Origin of the sequence: Kribbella sp. NBC_01484, assembly GCF_036227145.1 — a bacterium.
Classification (GTDB): Bacteria; Actinomycetota; Actinomycetes; order Propionibacteriales; family Kribbellaceae; genus Kribbella.
Genome location: NZ_CP109437.1, coordinates 7,164,154 through 7,179,601 on the forward strand (window position 1 = coordinate 7,164,154; position 15,448 = coordinate 7,179,601).

Here is a 15,448-nt window from a genome sequence, read left to right on the forward strand (position 1 = left end):
TGCCCTACGGGGGTTCCATCCGATGAACAGATGAGGACAGATGGGTACCCAGGAAGAAGAAGCCAGGGCGCTGGCCGAGCTTGAGCGCGTCCGCACCGAGAACGCGATCAAGGAGATGCAGCGCCAGGAGGAGCTCCGCAAGCTCCAGGAGCAGCAGAACCAGAACAAGATGGTCGCCGACGGGCCGGCGGCGATCGGCTGGCCGGACAACGAGGTCCAGGCCCCGCCCAGCCGGCTGGACGCGGTGAAGGGTGCACTCGGCGTTGGTGCGCCCGGCGACGCGGCGTTCGCCGGCCGACTCCTGAACGACGGTCGGCCCCCGGCGACCGATGCCGTGGCGGACACGGCGGGTGTTCAGACCGACGGCGCCAAGGAACGCCGCGGCGCCACCGTGAACACCCGGGCGGCTCAGGCCTTCGGACGCTGACAAACCAAGGACGCCGACCGCGGTCCGTCGGGATCAGCCCGCCGTACGGCCGTCTCCGAGGACGCTCCGCACTGCCTGCGAGACGCGGACGACACCGTCCACGATGCGGGCACCGCACTAGGGGTCAACCATCCAGATGGTGGGTTGCCCACTCAGAATTCGAGGGGGCAACCCACCATCTCGGTGGTCAACCCCTCAAATCGCCATGGCTCCACCCATGCGCCCGTCTCGCGGTGAGCATGTCCGGAAGGCGCGTTACTCGTTGCCGCAGAGTCCGGAACGCGGACAGCGACCGACTTCACGCAGGAGGAGCGCGTACCAGCCGGTGGTCTGGTCTGAACCGTGGACGAGGCGTTGGTGGTCTGCTGTGGACACTACCAGTTGGCTCACTGGGCTGTTGGGCTAATGTTCGGGCTGTAGCGGCAGTGCTCGAAAGCTAGTTCTGAGGAGACGCAGTCCCGTGACCGTACGCGTAGGTATCAACGGCTTCGGCCGGATCGGCCGTAACTTCTTCCGCGCCGCGCAGGCGTCCGGTGCCGACATCGAGGTCGTCGCCGTCAATGACTTGACCGACAATCAGACCCTCGCTCACCTGCTGAAGTACGACTCGATCCTGGGCCGCTTCCCGGGCGAGGTCTCCGCCACCGACGACGACATCACCGTTGCGGGCAAGAGCTTCAAGGCGTTCGCCGAGCGCGACCCCGCGAACCTGAAGTGGTCCGACGTCGGCGCCGACGTGGTGATCGAGTCGACCGGCTTCTTCACCGATGCCACCAAGGCCAAGACACACGCCGACAACGGCGCCAAGAAGGTCATCATCTCCGCCCCGGCGAAGAACGAGGACCTGACCGTGGTGATGGGCGTGAACCACGAGCTGTACGACGCCGAGAAGCACACCGTGATCTCGAACGCGTCCTGCACCACGAACTGCATCGCCCCGCTGGCCAAGGTCCTGCACGACGCGTTCACGATCGAGCGGGGTCTGATGACCACGATCCACGCGTACACCCAGGACCAGAACCTGCAGGACGGTCCGCACAAGGACCTGCGCCGCGCCCGCGCCGCCGCGCTGAACATCGTGCCGACCTCGACCGGCGCCGCGAAGGCGATCGGCCTGGTGCTGCCGGAGCTCAAGGGCAAGCTGGACGGCTACGCGCTGCGGGTCCCGGTCCCGACCGGCTCGGCCACCGACCTGACCGTCACCGTCGGCCGCGAGGTCAGCGTCGACGAGGTCAAGGACGCGTACAAGGCGGCCGCCGCCGAGGGCACGCTGAAGGGCTACCTGACGTACACCGAGGACGAGATCGTCTCCACCGACATCGTCACCGACCCGGCGTCCTGCATCTTCGACGCGGGCCTGACCAAGGTGATCGGCAACCAGGTCAAGGTCGTCGGCTGGTACGACAACGAGTGGGGCTACTCGAACCGCCTCGTCGACCTGGTCAACCACGTCGGCGCTTCGCTCTGACCCTTCACATCCACAGCCTGCGTCCGGACAGCCTGGTGCTCACCCGGACGCAGGCTCGTGCCCGAGCCTGAGGAAAGCTGAACCGTGAAGACCATCGAAGACCTCGGCGACCTGGGCGGGCTGCGAGTGCTGGTCCGCTCCGACCTGAACGTGCCGATCAAGGGCGAGACGATCGGCGACGACGGCCGCATCCGCGCGTCGCTGCCGACGCTGATCAGGCTGGCCAGGGCGAGCGCGAAGGTGATCGTCACCGCGCACCTGGGCCGCCCCAAGGGCAAGCCCAACCCGGAGTTCACCCTGGCCCCGGTGGCCAAGCGGCTCGGCGAGCTGCTGCAGCCCGAGGGCATCACCGTGCACTTCGCCACCGACGTCACCGGTGACAGCGCGCAGACCGCCGTACAGAACCTGGACGAGGGTGAGGTCCTGCTGCTCGAGAACGTGCGGTACGACCCGCGCGAGGAGAGCAAGGACGAGGCCGAGCGGGGTGCTCTGGCCGACGAACTGGCGGCGCTCGCGGACGTGTTCGTCAGCGACGGCTTCGGTGTCGTGCACCGCAAGCAGGCCAGCGTGTACGACGTCGCCCGCAAGCTGCCGCACGCCGCCGGTGGCCTGGTGCTGGCCGAGGTCGGCGTACTGAAGAAGCTGACCGAGGACCCGGCCCGCCCGTACGTCGTCGTGCTCGGCGGCGCGAAGGTGTCGGACAAGCTCGCGGTGATCGACAACCTGCTGGCCAAGGCCGACAAGCTGCTGATCGGCGGCGGCATGGTCTTCACCTTCCTGAAGGCGCAGGGCCACGAGGTCGGCAAGAGCCTGCTCGAGGACGACCAGCTGGACGCGGTCAAGGGCTACCTGGAGACCGCGAAGTCGAAGGGTGTCGAGATCGTGCTGCCGACCGACATCGTGGTCGCGCCCGAGTTCAAGGCGGACTCGCCGGCCACCGTGGTCGCCGCGGACGCGATCCCGGCCGACCAGCTCGGTCTGGACATCGGCCCGGAGTCCGGCAAGGCGTTCGCCGCCGAGATCGCCGGCGCGAAGACGGTGTTCTGGAACGGGCCGATGGGTGTCTTCGAGATGGCCGCGTTCGCCGGCGGAACCAAGGCCGTCGCGCAGGCGTTGACCGAGGTGGACGGGCTGAGCGTCGTCGGTGGCGGTGACTCGGCCGCGGCGGTGCGCCAGCTAGGCTTCGCGGACGACGCGTTCGGGCACATCTCCACCGGTGGTGGGGCGTCGCTCGAATACCTGGAGGGCAAGGAGCTCCCTGGTCTCGCCGTACTGGAAGAGGACTGAGACACATGGCCGACAGCACAGCTGCCCGTACGCCGTTGATGGCGGGCAACTGGAAGATGAACCTCAACCACGTCGAGGCCGTGCACCTGCTGCAGAAGCTGTCGTGGACGCTGCAGGACAAGAAGCACGACTACGACCGGGTCGAGGTCGCGGTGCTGCCGCCGTTCACCGACATCCGCAGCGTGCAGACGCTGGTCGACGGTGACCGGATGAAGATCAAGTACGGCGCCCAGGACGTGTCGACGCACGACGCGGGCGCCTATACCGGCGAGATCTCGGCGGCGATGCTGAGCAAGCTCGGCTGCACCTACGTGCTGACCGGTCACTCCGAGCGCCGGCAGTACCACAACGAGGACGACGCGCTGGTCAACGCCAAGACGGCCAAGGCGCTCGAGGCCGGGCTGATCCCGATCGTCTGTGTCGGCGAGGGCCTGGAGGTCCGTAAGGCCGGCGAGCAGGTCGAGTACACACTGGCCCAGGTGGACGGCGCGCTGGCCGGGCTGAAGCAGGACGACGTACGGAAGCTCGTGTTCGCGTACGAGCCGGTGTGGGCGATCGGCACCGGCGAGGTGGCCACTCCGGAAGACGCACAGGAGGTCTGCGCGGCGATCCGCGGGCGGCTGGAGGAGACGATCTCACCCTCGGTGGCCGACTCGGTACGCATTCTTTACGGTGGATCGGTGAAGATGGCCAGCGCAAGTGGCATCATGGCCCAACCGGATGTCGACGGCTGTCTGGTCGGAGGCGCGAGCCTCCAGGCCGACGAGTTCGCCGGTATCTGCCGTTATCTGGACCTTCAGTTAGGCTACTCCTCGTGATTCTCGCTTTCTCGATCGTCGTCATCATCTGCAGCCTGATGCTCACCCTGCTGGTGCTGCTGCACAAAGGCCGCGGTGGCGGTCTGTCAGACCTGTTCGGTGGCGGTGTGTCGTCCAGCCTGGGCGGCTCGTCGGTCGCCGAGCGGAACCTGGACCGGATCACGATCGGCATCGGTCTGGTCTGGTTCGCCGCCATCGTCGCGCTCGGCCTGCTCTACAAGCTCGGCTGAGGGGCGGGTTCCCGTGGCTGGTGGTGGCAGTGCTATTCGTGGCAGCCGGGTCGGTGCCGGGCCGATGGGCGAGGAGGAGCGTGGTGAGACCGCGCCCCGGCAGCGCATCGTGTTCTTCTGTGCCAACGGGCACGAGACCGCGACGGTGTTCGCGGTCGAGGCGGCCATCCCGGAGGCGTGGGACTGTCCGCGGTGCGGTCTGCCGACCAGCACCGATGTGAACAACCCGCCTCCGCCGCCGAAGATCGAGCCCTACAAGACGCACCTGGCCTACGTGAAGGAACGGCGCTCCGAGCAGGAGGCGGCCGAGATCCTCGAGGAGGCCCTGGAGAAGCTCCGCGCCCGGCGTGCCCGCGGCGAGGTCATCTTCTGACGTACGGCGCAACAGCCCGGGACGGATCGTGAATCGTCCCGGGCTGTCGCTATCCCACCCCTCTTGTGGGCTGACCCATCAGACGGTGGGTTGGCCCACTGCATGCCGTGGGCTGACCCACCACGCCGTGGGCTGACCCACCGGAGGTGAGCGGTTGCAGCGCGCTAAGGTCTGCGGCATGAAGTCGTCGATCGCGCCCGTCCGCTGGACACCGCCGCCCGCGCCGCCGGTGCGGCACCCGAAGACCGTCGACGTGGAAGTGATCGCGATGCCGGGGCCAGGCCCGGAAGACGCGCTGATCGACGATGACGGCAGCGTGTTGACCGGTCTGCTGGACGGGCGGATCCTGCGCGTGAGTGCGGACGGCAAGACGATCACCACCGTCGCCGACACCGGCGGCAGGCCGCTCGGGCTGGAGTGGCTGCCTGACGGCAAGGTGCTGATCTGCGACGCGAACCGCGGTCTGCTGACGCTCGACAAGGACGGCCGGGTGACGACCCTGCTGTCCGAGATCGACGGCCGCCCGATGCGCTTCTGCAACAACGCGGATGTGACGCCGGACGGCACGATCTACTTCACCGACTCGTCCACGCGGTTCGGCGTCGACGAGTGGATGGCGGATCTGCTCGAGCACTCCACAACCGGCAGCGTCTACCGCCTGACTCCGGACGGCGAGGTGACGCGGCTGACCACCGGCCGTGCCTTCCCGAACGGCGTTGCGCTCAGCGGCGATCGCCGTACCCTCTTCTGGGCCGAGACAGCGACGTACGCGCTGTACAAGCTCGATCTCACGGTGGAGGGCGCTGAGCCCGTGCAGGTGGCCGCGATCCCTGGGCTGCCGGACAACATCGCTCGCGGCTCGGACGGCCTGATCTGGGTGGCCGTCGGCTCGCCGCGCAACGCGGTGCTCGACTTCCTGCTCCCCAAACAACCGGCCCTGCGCAAAGTCGTCTGGAGCCTGCCCGACGCCCTGAAGCCGAAGGCCGCCGACATCATCGAGATCCAGGCGTACGACGACGCCGGCACGCTGGTGCACGACCTCCGGGCCAAGCACCCCGACTTCCACATGCCCACCGGCGTGCGGGAGCGCGACGGCAGGGTCTGGCTCGGCAGCATCGGAACCAGTTCCCTGGCCACCTTCCAGACCCCGACGCGCTAGCCGGCTGCCTGCAAGCCCATTCGTTAGGGTGCGGGCATGCGATTCGGGATCACGATCCTGCCGGAGTACCGGTGGAAGGACGCCGCGCGGTTGTGGCGGCGGGCGGAGGAGCTCGGCTTCGACCATGCCTGGACGTACGACCACCTGACCTGGAGTGGCCTGCAGGACTCGCCCTGGTACGGGACGACGCCGACCCTGACGGCGGCGGCGCTGGTGACGACCACGATCAAGCTCGGCACCTTCGTGACCTCGCCGAACTTCCGTCATCCGCTGGCGCTGACCCGCGACATCCTCGCGCTCGACGACGTGTCCGACGGACGGTTCCTCTGTGGCGTCGGCTCGGGCGGCAGCCTCGACGCGACCATCCAGGGTGGTCCGGACCTGACGCCGCGGCAGAAGGTGGATCGCTTCGAGGAGTTCGTCGTACTGCTGGACAAGCTGCTGACCACGGACGGCGTCGACTTCCAGGGCGAGTACTTCGAGACCCGCAACGGCCGGACGTTGCCCGGGTGTGTGCAGCAGCCGCGGGTGCCGTTCATCATGGCCGCCAACGGGCCGCGTTCACTCCGGCTGGCGGTGAAGTTCGGCGCCGGCTGGGTGACGACCGGGCCGAAGTCGCCGGACTTCGAGACCTGGTTCGCCGCGGTCACTGACCTCAGCCATCGCCTGGACGACGTACTGGAAGGCCGCCCGTTCGACCGCTACCTCGCCCTCGACTCGGCCCGCTACTCGCTCTCCAGCCCCGCTGCCTTTGAGGACGTCGTGAGCCGCGCCGCCGCCCTCGGCTTCACCGACGTCATCACCCACTGGCCCCGCCCCGAAGGCGTCTACGCCGGCTCCGAGGACACTCTGGAGAAGATCGTCACCGACCTGATTCCCCGCTTGCGCTAGTACGGCGGACCCAGGCGGGGACGGCGTACCAGAAGACGGCGAACCAGAGTAGGACGAGCACGACGGTCAGGATCGCGATCGCGCGGGGGAGGACGACGTCGAGGGCGAGCAGGACGCCGCCGGCCATCGCGAGGACGAGGAAGACGAGGCCGCCGATCGCCATCCGGTTCGCCACTGGCAGCATCCGGTCGCGGATCTTGTGCCGGTAGACGATCCGGTGGAACGACACCGGTGCCAGGAACAGGCCGACCGCGAGCGCGGATGCGATCAGGGTGACGGCGTACACGCCGTGGGTGAAGGCGTCGGCATCCTGGAACCTGTTCTGGAAGGCGATGCTGAGCAGGAACGCGAACAGGATCTGCGTGCCCGTCTGCGCCAGACGGAGCTCCTGGAGCAGTTCGTTCCACTGCCGGTCCAGCCGTTCGCCGGCGTCCTCGTCCGGTCGGCTGTACCGCTCGCTGTCGGTCACGGTCCCATTGTTCGTCACCCGGTCGCGGAAACGGCGAAGGGGCCGCACACCGGTGTGGTGTGCGGCCCCTCCAGCAGTTGCGAGAAGGGTGATCCAGGATCAGATCGGACGGATGTTCTCCGCCTGCAGGCCCTTCTGGCCCTGGGTGATCTCGAACTCGACGCGCTGGTTCTCGTCCAGGGAACGGAAGCCCGAGGTCTGGATGGCCGAGTAGTGCGCGAACACGTCCGCGCCACCGTCATCCGGGGTGATGAAGCCGAAGCCCTTGTCAGCGTTGAACCACTTGACAGTACCGACAGCCATTTGTGTCTATCTCCTTGATGGCTTGTAACAAACCGCGACCCACACCTCATGAGCCACGTGTCGCCGAAAGGCCCCAGAAGACAGAACCGGCCATGCAGCACAGCGAAAGTCAGTGGGAGTCCAAAAGTGCAACGCGATAACTGTAGCCGATCTGCGGCCGCGTGGAAGGGGTGACCAGGAACACGTGTCGCTGATTGTCGCCGCCCGCCACGCTGTGTGGCCGGTCGGATCCAGGTCCGCAAGGGCCGCTCCGACCGGAAACCCCGCGCCGACCTGCTGGTTCGCGCCCGCGAGCGGGGTTCGCGGGATGGCAACGAAGGACAATCCATCGGTACGCCGGGTGATGGGCGCGTTGTACTGATCGAATTTCCCGGCGTGTCGCGCGGCTCTGGACATTCGTTGCGCCGCGCGCAATCGTGAGCCACCACAAGCCGAGGGAGACGTTGGTTGATCGTCAAAGTAACTCGCAGCGGCGGCTTCGCCGGTCTGAAGGCTCACGGCGAGCTGGACACCAGCGCAGAGCCGGACACGGATCGGCTCGAGGCCGCAGTGCAGGCGCTGGGCTCGGCTGACCTCGGCTCCGGCCGTCCACAGCCGGACCGCTACGTCTACCGGCTGGAGGTGCGTGACGCCCCGGATGCGGACGCCACGCACCACACCGTCGCCGAACAGGACCTGGACGAGACCACCGCGTGGTTACTCGACCGGGTCCTGCGGCACTAAGCCCAGTCGATCTCCGGCGCGCGGTAGAAGTTGACGCCGAGCACGTCCCACCGCGCCGCCTGACCGGCCAGACGGTCCTTGTACGTCGTCCAGTCCAGCGCGGACGCCGGCGACCAGCCGAGCTCGGCGATCCCCGGCAGCCGCGGGAAGGCCATGAACTCGACCTTGGCCATGTCGTCGAGGGTCTCCGACCACAGTGGCCCCTCGACCCCGATCACGGCGCTCTCAGCGAGGCCTGGGATGAGTGTCGCGGGGTCCCAGCGGTAGGACGTCTCCACGCTGATCAGACCGGCCCAGTCGAGCCCGTACGGCGTGTCCTGGTCGTACTTCATGTCCAGGTACGCGCGGTTGGCCGGCGACATCACCACTTCGGCGCCCTGGGTTACCGCCTTGCGAGCCAACTCCTGGTCCCGTTCTTCGTCGGTGCCCCAGTACTGCACGATGCTGCCGGCGGGCAACGAGGCGTCGGCGATCTCGTGCCAGCCCATCACCCGCTTGCCGTGCTTGACGACCAACGCGGCCGCCTTCGGCACGAACGTGAGGTAGTCCGAGTGCGGCGTCGAGTGCGCCTCGTCCCCACCGAGGTGGATCACGTCACCCGGGGTCTGCTCGGCCACCTCCCGGAACACGTCGTCCAGGAACTCGTAGGTGAGGTCCTTGTCCACGGTGAGCGAGCTGAACCCGACCTCCGTGCCGGTGTAGAGCGGCGTCGCCTCACCGTGAGCGTTGAGCTCCGCGTACGACGACAGCGCGGCGTTGGTGTGTCCCGGAGTGTCGATCTCCGGCACCACGGTCATGAACCGGTCGGCGGCGTACATCACGATCTCGGCGTAGTCCGCCTTCGTGTAGTGGCCGCCCGGCCCGCCACCGACCTCCGAGCTGGCCCCGTGCTTGGTCAGGTCCGGCCACGAGTCCACCTGCACGCGCCAGCCCTGGTCGTCCGACAGGTGCAGGTGGAGCCGGTTGAGCTTGTAGAGCGACGCGAGGTCGATGCACCGCTTGATCTCCGCGACGGAGCGGAAGTGCCGGGACACGTCGACCATGACGCCGCGATACGGGTAGCGCGGTGCGTCGGAGATCTCTACACCGTCGATCTCCCACGGACCTGCCTGCTCGGTGCCGGCCTCGGCCTTGGCGGGGAGCAACTGACGGAGTGTGGTCACTCCGCGGAAGAGGCCTTCCGCGGAGGCGGCGGTGACGGTCACAGCCGTGCCGTCCACGCGGAGCTCGTAGCCCTCCTCCCCGAGCGAGCTCGGTCCGTCGGTGGAGAGAGTGATGGTGCCGGTGCCTGGCTCGACAGGCAGTGGGAAGCCGGTGGAGACGCGTAGCTGGGTGGTGAACTGCTCGGCCACTCGGTTGGCGGCTTCAGAGTCACCGACCACGCCGACAGTGGCAGAGGACTGGAGCGTGAAGGTGTGGTCGGGCAGGGGGCTCTGGGTGACAGGTTGCGGAATCAGGGTGGGCTCCGGTGGGTGCGTGAGTTGTTAGGAAGAGTCTCATCCATATTTGTGCGCCATGGCGATCGCCTGCGGCACATAACTCCCACCGAACATCACCACGTGCGTCAGCAACGGGTGCAAGCGGTGCAGTCCGACCCGGTCGCGCCAGCCGTCCGCGAGTCGGTGTGCCTCGTCGTACGCGCGGAGCACACGCTCGAGCTGCGGTAGGCCGAAGAGGCCGAGCATGGCGAGGTCCGTCTCCCGGTGACCGCCGTGGGCGGCCGGGTCGATCAGGTGGACGCCGTCGGTCGCCCAGACGACGTTGCCCGACCACAGGTCGCCGTGGATCCGGCTCGGCTCGTCGGACGGGTCGTCGTACGCACCTGCCTCCAGACGTGTGCACACCTGCTCGAAGAAGTGCAGTTGGTGGCCGTCGATCGTGCCCTGGTTGTAAGCCGTCCGCAGATACGGCCGCAGCCGCAGGTTCGCGTAGAACTCACCCCACGACTTCAGCGGCTCGAGTGCATGCGGCAGTCCGATCGTGCCGATGTAGCCATCTGCTTGCCAACCGTCAGGGGGTACGCCGTAGTGGTGGGCGCCGGCGTCATGTGTGACAGCCAACCGCCGACCGAACTCGTCAGCGGCTGCACCGGTCGGCGGCCGCAGGTCGAGCTTGACGGTGGTCAGGTGGTCGGGGGAGACGTCGAGCGGCTCCGCGACCGGTACTCCACCAGGCACGGCGAGCCAGCGCAGTCCGGCCGCCTCGACCTCGAAGTACCCCGCCGGCGCGTCAAGCCGCCTCTTCACGAACCTGTCGCCCAGGACCGTCATGCTCGCACTCTCCCATCACCACGCCGCGCCGAGCCAGCACCGGTTGGTCGGCAGTCATGATCACCAGAGCTACGACCGCGAGCAGGGCGCCGACAAGTGCGACACTCCGCACGCCGGTGGTGTCGAGCAGCCCACCACCGATGAACGCACCTCCCGCGATCCCAATGTTGAACGCCGTGCTGGTACCCGCCGACGCGAGATCTGTGTTGCCGGGAGCCACCTGCATAGTCCTGCTCAGTACGGCGACCGCCAGCGCGCTGAAGGCCATTCCGGCAGTGGCGACGAGCAGGACTGCCGGCACCTGCCAGTGTCCGAGCGTGTAGAGGCCGACCAGCGCCGTACTGATCAGGGCGAGCGGCAGGACGATCGCAGCCCACGGATGCTGGTCGAGGACCCGGCCGACGAGCAGAGTCCCGGTCAGTCCGCCCAGTCCGCTCGCCAGGAGGACTGGACCGAGTGCACCGGAGGTGAAGCCGCTGACATCCAGCAGGAACGGCGCGACGTAGGTGTTGAAGGTCAGGAAGCCGGCTACACCGAGAGCCGTGGCGGCGACGAGCACGGCGTACCGGCGAGCGTCGGGAGCGCTGCCGCGACCCGACGCGGACTCCTGGGCGTTGACCCGGGGCAGCAGGATCGCGATGCTCAGACAGGTCGCGGTCCCGAGCACTGCCATGAGCGCGAAGGGGATCCGCCACCCGAACTGCTCACCGAGCCAGGTACCAAGCGGTATGCCGATCACGGGAGCGAGCGCCGAGCCTATCGAGAGCTTCGCGACGACCCGGCCGCGGACAGCCGGCGGGAACAGTCCGGTCGCGATCGGGAAGATGATCGACCAGAAGAGCGCGTGTGAGAGCGCTGTGAGCAGCCGTGCGACGAGGAGAACCTCGTACGTCGGTGCCAGCGCGGTGATAGCGGCTCCGACGGCCATCAGGCCGAGTGTGGTGCCGAGGACGAGTCGGCGCGGGAGCCGCAGGGTCAGCCGGGCCAGCGGGATCGAAGTCAGGACGACGACGGCGGCGTACCCGGTGACGAGGAGACCGACGTCGGAGCGTGAGCGGCCCAGATCGGCGGCGATCACCGTCAGCAGTCCGATCGGGAGCACTTCGATGGTCACGTAGGAGAACGTGCCGACACCGAGCATGACCAGCGCGGCACGGGCTTTGCGGGACGTGATGAACATGACGTCACCTGCGATTCCAGTAAAAGTGGTTATGGTGGTAGCATGTCATGCATGGCAGACAACCGCAACGACGTACTCCGGATCGTCGGTGGCCATCCGGCCCTCGACTTGGTGAATACGGTCGCGCCCCGCGTGCCCGGTGGTACGGCCGACGAGCTCGACTACCTTCGGGCGCCTGCTGCACTGTTGGCCTGGAGCCGGCGGATCGGGTTGACCGACGCCAGTGAGGCGACTGCGGTCGCGGCGGCGTGGGACAGTGCTGCTGGGACGGCCGAGCAGGCACTCCATGCGACGATCGAGATCCGCGAGGCTGTCTATACCGTGCTGGCCCGGCGGGACGAATCCGCTGAAATGGCTGCTGCGCTTGAGCTTTTGACGCTGCGATGGTCGGCAGCCGCGGCTCGGTCGGTGCTTGTGCCCGGCGGCGCTGTCGCCGAGCTTCAGGTCGGTACGTCGCCGGCGCTGATGATTCCGGACCGATTGGTGGCGGCGGCGGTCGAGTTGCTGCGGACGGTCGAGCTGCGCCAGTTGCGGGCCTGTCCGATCGAGGAGGGAGGCTGTGGCTTCCTGTTCCTCGACCGCAGCCGGAACGGTTCGCGGCGCTGGTGCTCGATGGAGGACTGCGGCACCCAGGCCAAGATCCGGAAGCTGAGCGAGCGCCGCCGGGCTACCACCGTCGAGGGTGTTCAGCGGTAACAACAGCGGCTGTTGACTGTCCGCGACCGGCTGACTGGCCAAGAAGGCGTGTCGAAAGATGCGAAGTGTCCACTCGACCTGTCATCGTAGGCGGCCGGGCCTTCCGACCAGATGGGCCCTGGCCGGTCCTGCCCCGACACGGGCAGGCAGTCATGAAACAGAAGCTGGAGGACAGATGACGCAGGTGGCAGAGCAGCCGGGCAGTACTGCCGGGCGGCTCGGCTCGGTGGTGCTGGACTGCCCGGACCCACTCGAGCTCGCCCAGTTCTACTCGGCGCTGCTGGGGCTGGACATCGACGAGAACGGTGACGACGACTGGCGGAGCCTGACCGGCGCCGGGTCGTTGCTCGAGTTCTCGACGCTGGCCTTCCGGCGCTCGGAGGAGTACGTGCCGGCCACCTGGCCCGGCACCGACGCGCAGGATCTCCACCTCGACCTGATCGTCGAGGACCTCTCCAGCGGCCACGCCACCGTGGTCGCGCTCGGGGCTGAACCGCTCGACCCCCTGGACCCGCCGCCCGCCGAGAACGATCGCGGCTGGCGCATCTACGCCGACCTCGCGGGTCACCCGTTCAGAATCTGCCTCGAGTAGGCATCGACATCTGCCCGCCCCGGACTCGCCGGGGCGGGCTTTCGTGTGTCAGGACCACGCACTGCTTCCGGTGAACGGGAAGTGGCGGCCCTCGACGTACGCGGGCCGTGGCTGGTAGCTGTTGACGCCGGGCTCGCCGCGCAGGTGGAAGGCGCTCGGGTAGGGCACCTCCGGATCGGTGATCCGGGTCGACGTCGGGATGTAGCGGATCGTCAGTCCGCAGCGCCGGTTCGGCGAGGTGTTCGCTTTGCTCCCGTGCACGATGTTCGGGTGGTGTACCTCGACATCACCGGGCGCCAACACCATGTCGACCGCCGCTGACTCGTCGACCTCGACCGCGATCTCCTTGCCGAGGACGCTCTCGACCTCGGTGTTGTCCAGCATCCCGGCGACTCCCGACCGGTGGCTGCCGGGGATCACGCGCACGCAGCCGTTCTCCGGCGTCGAGTGGTCGACGGCCAGCCACAGCGTCACGACCTGCATCGGCTCGAGTGGCCAGAACGCCGCGTCCTGGTGCCACAGCACCGGCTGCCCCGAGTACGGCGGCTTGGAGATGTAGTGCGACGCGAACAGCGCGAGGTTCGGTCCGACGAACTGCTCCGCGATGTCCAAGAGCCGGTCGTCACTGATCAGCCGGACCCAGAACGGATCGTCGCGCAGGTACACGTGCCCGAGCTGCTCGGGCCGTACGTCGGGATGCCGGACCTGCAGCCACTCGACATGATCATTCACTTCCTTGATCAGTTCTTGGTCGATGACGTCGCGGAAGATGACGTAGCCGTCGGTCTCAAACATGTCTTCATGCTCCGGGTGGGGCACGGCTCGGTACTAGCAACGAGCTGACGAGAACTTGTAGCGTGTTGATGTGGAGCAGGCGCTGCGGTTCGAGTCGCACGCGTTCGGCCGGCCGTACCATGCGGCCCGGGTGCGGATCCCGGCGCGGACCCGCGACACCGAGTTGCACACGCACGCTGACTTCCACGAGTTCATGGGCGTGGTGTCGGGCCGTGGTGAGCATCTGCTGACCCGCGGGGTCGACGACCTGGTCGCCGGCGACGTGGTGCTGGTCCGGCCGCACGATCGGCACGCGGTCCGCGGCTCGGCGCCGGACGGACTCGAGTTCGTCAACGTCGCCTTCCCCAGCTCGGCCTGGCGGGGCTTCCTCGACCTGACCAGGACCGACCCGGCCGGCAGTTGGGCGGCGTCACCCGGTCCGGTCACGTTCCACGCCCCGGCCGCGACCGCTGTCTTCGAGCATGCCCTCGGACGATTCCAGGACGAGCCCGGCCCGTACGACCTGATGCGCTTCTGGATCGACCTGCTGCCGTTGATCTCTCCCGTCGAGAGCGCAGCCCGCCCGGGCGCACCCACCTGGCTGGCGAAGGCATGTACGGCGATGCGCGCCGAGGAGAACCTCCGCGGCGGTGTGCCGCGGCTCCTGCAGCTGGCCGGCGTCAGCCCGGCCCACCTGTCGCGCTCGCTGCGGTCGGCGTACGGCGTGACTCCGACGGCCTTCGTCACCGACCTCCGCCTGGAGCACGCCGCTTCGTTGCTAGCAGCAACTAATGCCACGGTCGCGACGATCGCCACCCGCTGCGGCTTCACCAGCCAGTCCTATTTCAGCCGCTGCTTCAGCACGGCCCACCAACTGTCACCCCGCGACTTCCGCCGCCGTTCCCAGCGCGCCTTCGTGCCCTGATCAGAGCTTGCTGAGGAACTCGACGGCCTCGGGCTGCTTGAACCACTTCGCCCAGCCGAGGACGTCGGCACCGAACCGGGGATCGGTCGCGGACAGATCCGCGCCGTGCTCCACCAGGAACCGCAGTGTGTCCAGCGATCCGGTCCCCGCGGCCAGGTGCGCTGCGGTTCTGCCGTCCGCCGTCCGTTCGTTGACGCCGAACCCCAGGTCGGCGAGCTTCGGGATGATCTCCCAGCGCTGCGCGGCGGCGGCCTCGGCGAGCAGCGCCGGGCGCTCCGCCGACGTTACCTCGCCGGCCAGGGCGGCGGCGAAGGGGTCCTCGGCCCGCAGCCCGCGGTAGAAGTCCCGGACAGCCCCGACCTCAGCGCCGTGGTGGATGAGTTCGTCCAGGATGTGCAGGACGAACGCGGTGCCGTCGTGCTCGGCCCACGGACCCGCGATCTCGCCCATAGGGCGGTCGAGATCGTCCTGGCTGACCGCAGCAAGACGTCGGCGCCAGACGTCGTGCGCATGGTCGAGCGCTGCCAGCGCGGCCTCGGCCGATTCCGGCACCGGCGGTTCGCCGTCGTCGGCCGCCGGTTCGTGTCCGAGCCACGTGGCGGTGCGCTCCTCCTGCAAGATGTCGACGATATGGGTGATCCGCCACGCGAGGGTGGTGAACGGCGCCGGTTCCGGCGCGATCCAGGCCTCGTCCGCGGCCAAGCCCGTGTCGGTCTTCCGGACTGTCCAGCAGCCGTCGAAGGGCTCCCAGAAGTACTCCTCGTCGGTCAGGCCCTTCGCCCGGTCGCGCAGCCGTTGCCAGGCGAAGTCGGACAGGTCCAGGAGGTTCTGCTTCAGCGTGGTGGTCATGAGGTCACCGTAGA

At 68.1% G+C, this 15,448-nt stretch carries 19 protein-coding genes; 12 read left to right on the forward strand and 7 right to left on the reverse strand.

The window, feature by feature from the left end; all coding sequences use genetic code 11:
* Positions 1 to 40 precede the first annotated feature (40 nt).
* The 8 genes from OG555_RS34595 to OG555_RS34630 all read left to right on the forward strand — a co-directional run bounded on the left by OG555_RS34595 (position 41) and on the right by OG555_RS34630 (position 6,653).
* Positions 41 to 427 carry a hypothetical protein gene (locus tag OG555_RS34595; RefSeq protein WP_329476906.1) on the forward strand — a complete coding sequence of 129 codons (387 nt, stop codon included), beginning with the start codon at positions 41 to 43 and terminating at the stop codon, positions 425 to 427.
* 460 nt (positions 428 to 887) lie between these two features.
* Positions 888 to 1,895 carry a type I glyceraldehyde-3-phosphate dehydrogenase gene (gene gap, locus OG555_RS34600; protein WP_328520668.1) on the forward strand — a complete coding sequence of 336 codons (1,008 nt, stop codon included), beginning with the start codon at positions 888 to 890 and terminating at the stop codon, positions 1,893 to 1,895.
* A gap of 84 nt (positions 1,896 to 1,979) precedes the next feature.
* Positions 1,980 to 3,182 (forward strand): phosphoglycerate kinase, encoded by a 1,203-nt coding sequence (locus OG555_RS34605; protein WP_329476908.1) that lies wholly within the window; start codon positions 1,980 to 1,982, stop codon positions 3,180 to 3,182.
* A 5-nt stretch (positions 3,183 to 3,187) separates the two neighbouring features.
* Positions 3,188 to 4,000: a triose-phosphate isomerase gene (gene tpiA, locus OG555_RS34610; RefSeq protein ID WP_329476910.1), complete on the forward strand. Its 813-nt coding sequence runs from the start codon at positions 3,188 to 3,190 to the stop codon at positions 3,998 to 4,000.
* Complete coding sequence (secG, locus tag OG555_RS34615; RefSeq protein ID WP_328520671.1) at positions 3,997 to 4,230, forward strand: preprotein translocase subunit SecG; 234 nt, start codon at positions 3,997 to 3,999, stop codon at positions 4,228 to 4,230. Before tpiA ends, secG begins: the two co-directional genes overlap by 4 nt.
* 64 nt (positions 4,231 to 4,294) lie before the next feature.
* Positions 4,295 to 4,603, forward strand: a complete 309-nt coding sequence (locus OG555_RS34620; RefSeq protein ID WP_328520672.1) for an RNA polymerase-binding protein RbpA — start codon at positions 4,295 to 4,297, stop codon at positions 4,601 to 4,603.
* Positions 4,604 to 4,781: 178 nt separating this feature from the next.
* Complete coding sequence (locus OG555_RS34625; protein ID WP_329476912.1) at positions 4,782 to 5,762, forward strand: SMP-30/gluconolactonase/LRE family protein; 981 nt, start codon at positions 4,782 to 4,784, stop codon at positions 5,760 to 5,762.
* 36 nt (positions 5,763 to 5,798) lie between these two features.
* Positions 5,799 to 6,653, forward strand: coding sequence for an LLM class flavin-dependent oxidoreductase (locus OG555_RS34630; protein ID WP_329476914.1), 855 nt, complete (start codon positions 5,799 to 5,801; stop codon positions 6,651 to 6,653).
* Here OG555_RS34630 and OG555_RS34635 read toward each other — a convergent pair.
* Together OG555_RS34635 and OG555_RS34640 are read right to left on the reverse strand one after the other, a co-directional pair.
* The gene (locus OG555_RS34635) at positions 6,625 to 7,122 is read right to left on the reverse strand and encodes a DUF6328 family protein (RefSeq protein ID WP_329476916.1); all 498 of its coding nucleotides are present in this window, start codon (positions 7,120 to 7,122) and stop codon (positions 6,625 to 6,627) included. The two genes, OG555_RS34630 and OG555_RS34635, sit on opposite strands and share 29 nt — an antisense overlap.
* A gap of 99 nt (positions 7,123 to 7,221) precedes the next feature.
* Entirely contained in the window at positions 7,222 to 7,425 is a 204-nt protein-coding gene (locus tag OG555_RS34640; RefSeq protein WP_012921273.1) for a cold-shock protein, read from the reverse strand.
* Positions 7,426 to 7,872: 447 nt separating this feature from the next.
* Here OG555_RS34640 and OG555_RS34645 point away from each other — a divergent pair, with 447 nt between their 5' ends.
* Positions 7,873 to 8,148: a protealysin inhibitor emfourin gene (locus OG555_RS34645; protein WP_329476918.1), complete on the forward strand. Its 276-nt coding sequence runs from the start codon at positions 7,873 to 7,875 to the stop codon at positions 8,146 to 8,148.
* Here the strand turns inward: OG555_RS34645 and OG555_RS34650 are convergent.
* The 3 genes from OG555_RS34650 to OG555_RS34660 are packed head-to-tail and all read right to left on the reverse strand — an operon-like array spanning position 8,145 to position 11,598.
* Positions 8,145 to 9,605, reverse strand: coding sequence for a beta-N-acetylhexosaminidase (locus tag OG555_RS34650; protein WP_329484913.1), 1,461 nt, complete (start codon positions 9,603 to 9,605; stop codon positions 8,145 to 8,147). The genes OG555_RS34645 and OG555_RS34650 overlap by 4 nt on opposite strands.
* A gap of 39 nt (positions 9,606 to 9,644) precedes the next feature.
* Positions 9,645 to 10,418: a fructosamine kinase family protein gene (locus tag OG555_RS34655; protein WP_329476920.1), complete on the reverse strand. Its 774-nt coding sequence runs from the start codon at positions 10,416 to 10,418 to the stop codon at positions 9,645 to 9,647.
* Positions 10,378 to 11,598 (reverse strand): MFS transporter, encoded by a 1,221-nt coding sequence (locus OG555_RS34660; RefSeq protein ID WP_329476922.1) that lies wholly within the window; start codon positions 11,596 to 11,598, stop codon positions 10,378 to 10,380. The genes OG555_RS34655 and OG555_RS34660 overlap by 41 nt, the downstream gene beginning before the upstream one ends.
* Positions 11,599 to 11,649: 51 nt before the next feature.
* Between OG555_RS34660 and OG555_RS34665 the strand changes: the two genes are divergently transcribed.
* On the forward strand, positions 11,650 to 12,294 hold the full coding sequence (locus OG555_RS34665; RefSeq protein WP_329476923.1) for a CGNR zinc finger domain-containing protein: 645 nt from the start codon (positions 11,650 to 11,652) through the stop codon (positions 12,292 to 12,294).
* Positions 12,295 to 12,469: 175 nt separating this feature from the next.
* Positions 12,470 to 12,886, forward strand: a complete 417-nt coding sequence (locus OG555_RS34670; RefSeq protein ID WP_329476925.1) for a VOC family protein — start codon at positions 12,470 to 12,472, stop codon at positions 12,884 to 12,886.
* A gap of 48 nt (positions 12,887 to 12,934) precedes the next feature.
* Here OG555_RS34670 and OG555_RS34675 read toward each other — a convergent pair whose 3' ends face one another.
* Entirely contained in the window at positions 12,935 to 13,681 is a 747-nt protein-coding gene (locus OG555_RS34675) for a phytanoyl-CoA dioxygenase family protein (RefSeq protein ID WP_329476927.1), read from the reverse strand.
* A 70-nt stretch (positions 13,682 to 13,751) separates the two neighbouring features.
* Here OG555_RS34675 and OG555_RS34680 point away from each other — a divergent pair, with 70 nt between their 5' ends.
* The gene (locus OG555_RS34680) at positions 13,752 to 14,585 is read left to right on the forward strand and encodes a helix-turn-helix transcriptional regulator (RefSeq protein WP_329476929.1); all 834 of its coding nucleotides are present in this window, start codon (positions 13,752 to 13,754) and stop codon (positions 14,583 to 14,585) included.
* On the opposite strand, the gene OG555_RS34685 is transcribed toward OG555_RS34680, so the two are convergent.
* Positions 14,586 to 15,434 carry a DinB family protein gene (locus OG555_RS34685; RefSeq protein ID WP_329476931.1) on the reverse strand — a complete coding sequence of 283 codons (849 nt, stop codon included), beginning with the start codon at positions 15,432 to 15,434 and terminating at the stop codon, positions 14,586 to 14,588. It lies immediately after the preceding gene.
* Positions 15,435 to 15,448: the final 14 nt, after the last annotated feature.

Excerpts from the sequence above, each read along its gene's own strand:
- OG555_RS34640 (WP_012921273.1), bottom strand. The coding sequence starts at position 7,425 with ATGGCTGTCGGTACTGTCAAGTGGTTCAACGCTGACAAGGGCTTCGGC.
- OG555_RS34630 (WP_329476914.1), top strand. The coding sequence starts at position 5,799 with ATGCGATTCGGGATCACGATCCTGCCGGAGTACCGGTGGAAGGACGCC.
- OG555_RS34660 (WP_329476922.1), bottom strand. The coding sequence starts at position 11,598 with ATGTTCATCACGTCCCGCAAAGCCCGTGCCGCGCTGGTCATGCTCGGT.
- OG555_RS34625 (WP_329476912.1), top strand. The coding sequence starts at position 4,782 with ATGAAGTCGTCGATCGCGCCCGTCCGCTGGACACCGCCGCCCGCGCCG.
- OG555_RS34675 (WP_329476927.1), bottom strand. The coding sequence starts at position 13,681 with ATGTTTGAGACCGACGGCTACGTCATCTTCCGCGACGTCATCGACCAA.
- OG555_RS34670 (WP_329476925.1), top strand. The coding sequence starts at position 12,470 with ATGACGCAGGTGGCAGAGCAGCCGGGCAGTACTGCCGGGCGGCTCGGC.
- OG555_RS34655 (WP_329476920.1), bottom strand. The coding sequence starts at position 10,418 with ATGACGGTCCTGGGCGACAGGTTCGTGAAGAGGCGGCTTGACGCGCCG.
- tpiA (WP_329476910.1), top strand. The coding sequence starts at position 3,188 with ATGGCCGACAGCACAGCTGCCCGTACGCCGTTGATGGCGGGCAACTGG.
- OG555_RS34595 (WP_329476906.1), top strand. The coding sequence starts at position 41 with ATGGGTACCCAGGAAGAAGAAGCCAGGGCGCTGGCCGAGCTTGAGCGC.
- OG555_RS34685 (WP_329476931.1), bottom strand. The coding sequence starts at position 15,434 with ATGACCACCACGCTGAAGCAGAACCTCCTGGACCTGTCCGACTTCGCC.
- OG555_RS34620 (WP_328520672.1), top strand. The coding sequence starts at position 4,295 with ATGGGCGAGGAGGAGCGTGGTGAGACCGCGCCCCGGCAGCGCATCGTG.
- OG555_RS34665 (WP_329476923.1), top strand. The coding sequence starts at position 11,650 with ATGGCAGACAACCGCAACGACGTACTCCGGATCGTCGGTGGCCATCCG.